This is a genomic window from Amedibacillus sp. YH-ame10, assembly GCF_053848885.1.
In genome coordinates, this window is record NZ_JBSPFA010000010.1 from 84,778 (window position 1) to 91,357 (window position 6,580).

Sequence of the window (6,580 nt, forward strand, 5' to 3'; positions counted from 1 at the left end):
TGAGTTCATGCAAATAAATCAGAAATCAGACGTAGCACTGTATCAACAAATCGCGGAAGCATTTAAAGCACAAATTTTAAGTGGTGAACTTAAGAGTGGAGATTATCTTCCTAGTGTTCGATCCCTTGCGGCCGATTTGAAATTGAGTGTCGTAACTACCTTAAAAGCATATGAACAATTGACACAAGAAGGGTTGATTAGTTCGAAAGCAGGAAAAGGCTACTATGTGAATGAACAAGACGAAGAAATGATACGTGAACAACATATTCGCATTGTAGAGGAGAATTTACAAAAAGCGCTTGATGCGGCAAAAATAGCAAACGTAAGCGATGAAGAAGTGATTATAATCTTGAAAACACTAATGGAGGTATAGATATGCAAAGCGCAATTGAACTAAAAAATGTAACAAAGAAGTATAAAGAATTCTCAATCAACGAATTATCTTTATCTATTCCAAAAGGTTTAGCAACTGTATTTATTGGAAACAACGGAGCAGGAAAAACAACGCTTCTGAAGATTATGAGCCAACTCATCACATGTGATGGGGAAGTATTTCATGATGGTGCCATGGTAGAAGAAGATGATGATAGCTTTAAGGAATCGATGGTTTATGTACCTGATTCTTGTTGTTTTCCAAGCTTTATGGATATTAAAAAAGTATGTGAACTTATGAAATTGGGGTTTCATGCATTCGATGAGTCAAAGTTTATAAAACTTTGTAATGAGTTTGAACTAATTCAAGAAAACAAACTACAATCAAAGAAAATTAAAGAAATGTCAACAGGGAATCAAATGAAATTGATGTTGTGTGCAATGTTGGCGAGAAAAGGGAAATATTTGTTGTTGGATGAGCCAGCCGCAAACTTAGACCCAGTTATGCAAGACTTATTACAAGAGAAGATGAGAGCGTATCTAATGGATGAAGAACATACCATTATTTATTCAACCCATAACATTGAACAAGTGAATAATGTTGCGGATTATGTTGTGTTTATGAAAGATGGATGCATCCTTGAACAAGGACTAATTGATGATGTATGTGGTCGCTATGTCATCGTACAAGGGAATAAGAAGGATCAAGATACACTGAAAAAGAGATATCTTCACATGCGCGAACATGGGGAATATGTGGAAGGGCTTATGTATAAAGAAGAAGCACAAGGTTTATCAAAAGAGATGGATATTACCATCATGAAACCTGATTTACGTGAACTATCGATCTTCTTATTAAAGAAGGAACCTTTATGTTCTCAATAATAAAAGAAGCATATAAGCTTTATCACATTACCTCTATCCCCAAACTTTTAAAAGTAGAATTTATGATTGAATTTACATGCACGTACCTCGTTGCGTATTATCTGTTGAGTAATCAAGCGCAAAATCTTATTCGTCTAACAAATGGAAATAGCGATAGTATCTTGTACTATATAATATATGAAATGTTCCCTCGAATAATTTTTCCAATCATTGTATATGTGGCAGTATTATTTTATACACAAAGTCATTTATCATCTTTCGTTACAAAGAATGAAAAAGAAATCATACTTTATAAGATGTTACCGAATAGTTTTCAAAAATTTCAATGGAATCTGGTTATAACATTTGTCATTACAACAATCTTGCTTTTTGGGGCAGCTACCTTAATGATTATATTAGGATATTCTAGAATTTCATTTTCTACTGCCTATGTGTATGGATCTATGCTTCCATTTAGTGCTGCATGGGTATACATGAATTTAAAAAAAGAAAAAACCACTACATTTTCAGGTGTAGTATATGTAGCATTCTTCTCTATAACTTTTATGTATGATTATATAGCAGGGGATGGAAACGTGCTTACAATAGAAATCATTTTATATGCTCTATGTTTCTTAGTGCTTTGCCTCATCATTACAATTTGGTGTGTAAAAAGAATACTTAAACTCATGAAAAGTAGGTGGTTAAATTGAAAAATACAATAAAACTATATTATATGTTATGTCCTTTTTCAGAACGACGAGTTACGTATCTGTGCTGTCTTTTTGGAATGGCGATGGGTGTAATGCTTTTGAGTGTGACCTCTTCTAATAAGGATGGAGCTACACTCTCTTTATTAGGATTTGCATATTGTTGTTACTTTTTATTCCTAGTTTTAATTAATGACTTCCGAGTCTTTAGTGATCGTAAGAGAACGAGTCTTTCTTTGCTCATGCATCAATTTCCCAAACAATACAACATCTATAAAAAAGGTGTGATTGCCTATGTAGGTGTGACTTCTGCCATTTATATAACGATACAACTTGTATTGTTTGGGATTTTTGCACTCTTCGTGCCAATGGATTCACGAATCATAGTATTGTGTATTTGGGCGAGTACATTAACAGGATTATATGGAATCCTAGTAGTTTTTGCGCAAATAAGCGCGAAAAAGGTGCTTGGATGTATTCTAACAGGAATTTATATTTGTATATTTATTGCATGTATTGTTCGTGGAGAACTACCACTAGATTTTCTATCTTTCTATCAACCAACGAGTTTATTTCTTTTGATTCCCATTATGTTTGTAGTTCTACCAATCTTCTCTATATATGGAAAGTACTGTTATCGAACAAGACATGAATTAAATGAAAAAATGCGATTCAAAAGATTACATTAAGAAGGAGGTCATGATATGAAGCAATTTACGATGAAAACGTATCAAACATTATTTGTACTAAGAGGGATATTTATAATTCTTTTGTTAATAGCGTTTATCCTTTTAGTCTCATGGAAACCTTTGTCTAACTGGCTTGAATTGTTGATTCTTGGTATTTATATAGTATTTAATGGTTTCTTATTGAAGGCTCTTTGTCGAGATATGCGCGCATGTCGTGTTAGTAAGGGAAACATACTCAAAAAACCACCAATAAAGCTTGAAACGATTGCATTATGTATGTCCATTCTTGGTTTACTATATGTAATTAATACGATCGCTGAAAGAACATATGACATTATGGATTTGATTCTTATCATTCTACTTTCTAATACCTCACTTATTTATCATGATTATGTAATGATTATCGTAGAAGATAACCAACTTTATTTCAGAAAATGTTGGATACCTTATAGTGAACTTCGTGAGATTGAGTGTGATTGTAGTGTAAAAAATAGAGTGACGGTATATGTGAGGGGAAAAAAGACAATAAGTCAAAGATTAAAAAAGGAAGATTTTGAACAGTTTAAAGAAAGTTTGTGCGCTGTAGGTCATAAGGATAAGTTTGGAAAAGTGTAAATGCACTTTTCTTTTTTTTGTATAATTTGTATGAGATACGAACGTTTCTAAACGCGCATTTTATGGTGGAAATATGCCGGATTTGCTGTCATTTTCAACTTTTGTAAAGAAATTGTGATTATTTTCGCAAAATCACAAAAATCCTTTTACAGAAAAAGGCAGATAGTGGTATAATAAATGCGCTAGCATAAGGAGGATTTTATAATGGCAAAAAGAACTGTAAAAGATTTAGATGTTGCAGGAAAACGTGTTATCGTACGCTGTGACTTCAACGTTCCTAGAAAAGATGGGAAAATCACTAATGACAACCGTATCATTCAAGCATTACCTACAATCAAATACTTAGTAGAAAATAATGCGAAAGTCATTTTGATGTCTCACTTAGGAAAAGTTAAAACTGAAGAAGACAAAGCGAAAAATGATTTGCACTGTGTAGCTGATCGTTTAAGCGAATTAGTAGATACTAAGGTAACATTCGTTTCTGTTACTCGTGGAAAAGAATTAGAAGATGCTGTAGCTGCATTAAACGATGGAGAAATCGTTGTTATGCAGAACACTCGTTATGAAGCTGGAGAAAGCAAAAATGATGCTGAACTTGCTAAATACTGGGCTATTCTTGGAGATATGTTCGTAGAAGACGCTTTCGGAAGTGTACACCGTGCACATGCTTCTACTGCAGGAATTCCTTCTATTTTACCTAATGCATTAGGTTTCTTAGTGGAAAAAGAAGTTAAAATGTTAGGAGCTGCTGTTGATACACCTGTTCGTCCATTTGTGGCAATCATCGGTGGAGCAAAAGTTTCTGATAAAATCGCTGTTGTAGACAACTTGTTGAAAAAAGCTGATAAAGTATTGATCGGTGGAGGAATGGCTTATACATTCTTAAAAGCACAAGGTCTTAGCGTTGGAAAGTCTCTTGTTGAAGAAGACAAGGTTGAACTTGCAAAAGAATACTTAGAAAAAGCAAACGGAAAATTGATTTTACCAGTGGATCACATTTGTGCTGATGCATTTGCTGAAGATGCAAATACTGTAATTGCAGACAATGAAAGCATTCCTGCTGATTACATGGGATTAGACATTGGACCTAAATCTATCGAATTATATAAAGATGCTCTTGCTGGAGCAAAAACAGTTGTATGGAATGGACCTATGGGTGTATTCGAAATGAAACCTTTCGCAACTGGTACATTAGAAGTTTGTACAGCAATCTCACAGTTACCTGGTGCTACTACAGTAATCGGTGGTGGAGACTCTGCTGCTGCAGCTATCCAATTAGGATTCGCAGAAAAATTCTCTCACATCTCTACAGGTGGAGGGGCTTCTCTAGAATATATGGAAGGTAAAGAATTACCTGGTATCGCAGTAATCGCAGACAAATAAAAAATAGAAAACAGGAGAAAAATCATGAGAAAACCAATTATCATAGGAAACTGGAAAATGAATAAAACAATTGCTGAAGCAGTTGAATTTATCAAAGCAGTAGATCCTATTTGCCACGACAATGCTACATTCGGTGTAGGAACATCTTTCTTAGCATTAAACGAATCTATTAAAAACGCTAAAAACTTAGTAATCGCATCTGAAAACTGCCACTTCGAAGACAATGGAGCATTTACTGGTGAAGTAAGTGTACCAATGCTTCAAGAAATCGGTTTAAAATATTGTATCATTGGACACTCTGAACGTCGTGAAATGTTCGGGGATACTGATGAAACAGTAAACAAAAAAGCAAAACGCTTAATTGATGCAGATATTACTCCAATCCTTTGTATTGGTGAAACAGAAGCTCAATACGATGCTGGAGAAACTGAAAAAGTTATCCGTACACAGTTAACAGGAAGCTTAGCTGACCTTTGCCCTAAATGTGTGGCAAACATGGTAATTGCTTATGAACCAATCTGGGCAATCGGTACTGGTAAATCAGCTACAAAAGAAGATGCTCAAAAATGTTGTGCAATCGTACGTGACCAAGTTAAAGTTATGTATGGTGATGAAGCTGCTAACAGCGTTCGTGTACAATATGGTGGATCTGTTAAACCAGAAAACATCGTTGAATACATGGCATGTCCAGACATCGATGGTGCATTAATCGGTGGAGCTAGCTTAAAAGCTGATAGCTTTACAGATATCATCAACAAAACAAAATAATGTAACGAAGAGGCGAAAGAAATTCGCTTCTTTTTTTTGTTTCTATGCATTTGGAATTTTTACCGCAAAAAAGAAAAAGTTACGTTGTTAGAGCATATATACCATAAATCATGTAAATGCTATTCTTTTATATACGTATATGGTATAAAAATAGCAGGTGTTGAAAGCGCTTATAACACAGCATCAAAAAATAAAGAGGAGGAAATAAAATGGTTCAAAAATTACAACGTTTTGGGGGAGCCATGATGGCACCAGTTATGTTAATGCCTTTCGCAGGGATTATCATTGGTCTATCTTCTATTTTCATGAATGTTAATATTATGGGAAGTATTGCGGAAAGTACGACAATATGGTATCAGTTCTGGTCAATGCTATATGATGGAGGATATGCAATCTTCAATCAGTTGCCATTGCTATATGCAATTTCATTACCACTTGGTTTAGCTAATAAGCAAGGTGGAAGGGCTGCGATGGAGTCCTTTGTGATTTATATTACATTTAATTATTTTATTCAAGCTATGCTTACATTTTGGGGAGCTGGCGTATTCTTGTTTACATTTATTGAAAAGTTAACAATGCCGACAGGTCTTCATCATTTCTTATGGGTACCATTTGATTTAGGGCCTGCAGTAATTCCTGATGGAAACTGGACACACTGGTTAGCGAATGTAAATGAATTTGCGAACTCTACAGAACCTTTAAAAGAATTATTCCCTACTGGTGGTTATGCATTATATGGTAACTGTGCGCTCTCTTAACGTGGCTAAAGACACTAACTTAAAACGGAAGTGGATATCGCAAACTTAAATACAGAATACCCACACTTCACAGTGAGGTGTATACGTGGTGACGAGAAGCAGTGCGCAAGTGTTTTGTTGCGAGATAGATTATGTTGCTTTTACAAGAGAGCAACGCGCGAGTTAACATGCCAATGGATAGCTTTTTCCGTAGGTTTGTTCTAAACGAGAATCCGTTAGTGTCAAGTAAGTGTGGAATTATTACCATATAAAATTAAATCTTATATTAAAAGGCTGTGAGCGTAGCGAGCAGTCTTTTAATGTCTTGCCATGAATCCTTTTATATAATTTGATGTAGATGCTTTGCCTTGTCTTTGTGTATTATGTTCGAATATAGAAAAGTCCAAAGAATCCTTTATTATAATCTTGTCATTTTCTTTTT

General features: G+C 34.7%; 8 protein-coding genes. All 8 read left to right on the forward strand.

From position 1 onward, the window contains the following. The first annotated feature begins 7 nt into the window (after positions 1–7). Positions 8–373: a GntR family transcriptional regulator gene (locus ACWG42_RS05880; protein ID WP_455790790.1), complete on the forward strand. Its 366-nt coding sequence runs from the start codon at positions 8–10 to the stop codon at positions 371–373. A 2-nt stretch (positions 374–375) separates the two neighbouring features. Next, positions 376–1,257, forward strand: coding sequence for an ATP-binding cassette domain-containing protein (locus ACWG42_RS05885; RefSeq protein WP_455790791.1), 882 nt, complete (start codon positions 376–378; stop codon positions 1,255–1,257). Then, complete coding sequence (locus ACWG42_RS05890) at positions 1,245–1,949, forward strand: hypothetical protein (protein WP_455790793.1); 705 nt, start codon at positions 1,245–1,247, stop codon at positions 1,947–1,949. The genes ACWG42_RS05885 and ACWG42_RS05890 overlap by 13 nt, the downstream gene beginning before the upstream one ends. Continuing rightward, positions 1,946–2,635 (forward strand): hypothetical protein, encoded by a 690-nt coding sequence (locus tag ACWG42_RS05895; protein ID WP_455790795.1) that lies wholly within the window; start codon positions 1,946–1,948, stop codon positions 2,633–2,635. Before ACWG42_RS05890 ends, ACWG42_RS05895 begins: the two co-directional genes overlap by 4 nt. Positions 2,636–2,650: 15 nt before the next feature. Continuing rightward, the gene (locus tag ACWG42_RS05900) at positions 2,651–3,250 is read left to right on the forward strand and encodes a hypothetical protein (RefSeq protein WP_455790796.1); all 600 of its coding nucleotides are present in this window, start codon (positions 2,651–2,653) and stop codon (positions 3,248–3,250) included. A gap of 204 nt (positions 3,251–3,454) precedes the next feature. Continuing rightward, entirely contained in the window at positions 3,455–4,633 is a 1,179-nt protein-coding gene (locus ACWG42_RS05905; RefSeq protein WP_455790798.1) for a phosphoglycerate kinase, read from the forward strand. A 24-nt stretch (positions 4,634–4,657) separates the two neighbouring features. After that, entirely contained in the window at positions 4,658–5,401 is a 744-nt protein-coding gene (gene tpiA / locus ACWG42_RS05910; RefSeq protein WP_455790800.1) for a triose-phosphate isomerase, read from the forward strand. A gap of 209 nt (positions 5,402–5,610) precedes the next feature. Then, positions 5,611–6,159: a PTS transporter subunit EIIC gene (locus ACWG42_RS05915; protein WP_455790803.1), complete on the forward strand. Its 549-nt coding sequence runs from the start codon at positions 5,611–5,613 to the stop codon at positions 6,157–6,159. Positions 6,160–6,580: the final 421 nt, after the last annotated feature.

Excerpts from the sequence above, each read along its gene's own strand:
- ACWG42_RS05880 (WP_455790790.1), top strand. The coding sequence starts at position 8 with ATGCAAATAAATCAGAAATCAGACGTAGCACTGTATCAACAAATCGCG.
- ACWG42_RS05885 (WP_455790791.1), top strand. The coding sequence starts at position 376 with ATGCAAAGCGCAATTGAACTAAAAAATGTAACAAAGAAGTATAAAGAA.
- ACWG42_RS05890 (WP_455790793.1), top strand. The coding sequence starts at position 1,245 with ATGTTCTCAATAATAAAAGAAGCATATAAGCTTTATCACATTACCTCT.
- ACWG42_RS05900 (WP_455790796.1), top strand. The coding sequence starts at position 2,651 with ATGAAGCAATTTACGATGAAAACGTATCAAACATTATTTGTACTAAGA.
- ACWG42_RS05905 (WP_455790798.1), top strand. The coding sequence starts at position 3,455 with ATGGCAAAAAGAACTGTAAAAGATTTAGATGTTGCAGGAAAACGTGTT.
- tpiA (WP_455790800.1), top strand. The coding sequence starts at position 4,658 with ATGAGAAAACCAATTATCATAGGAAACTGGAAAATGAATAAAACAATT.
- ACWG42_RS05915 (WP_455790803.1), top strand. The coding sequence starts at position 5,611 with ATGGTTCAAAAATTACAACGTTTTGGGGGAGCCATGATGGCACCAGTT.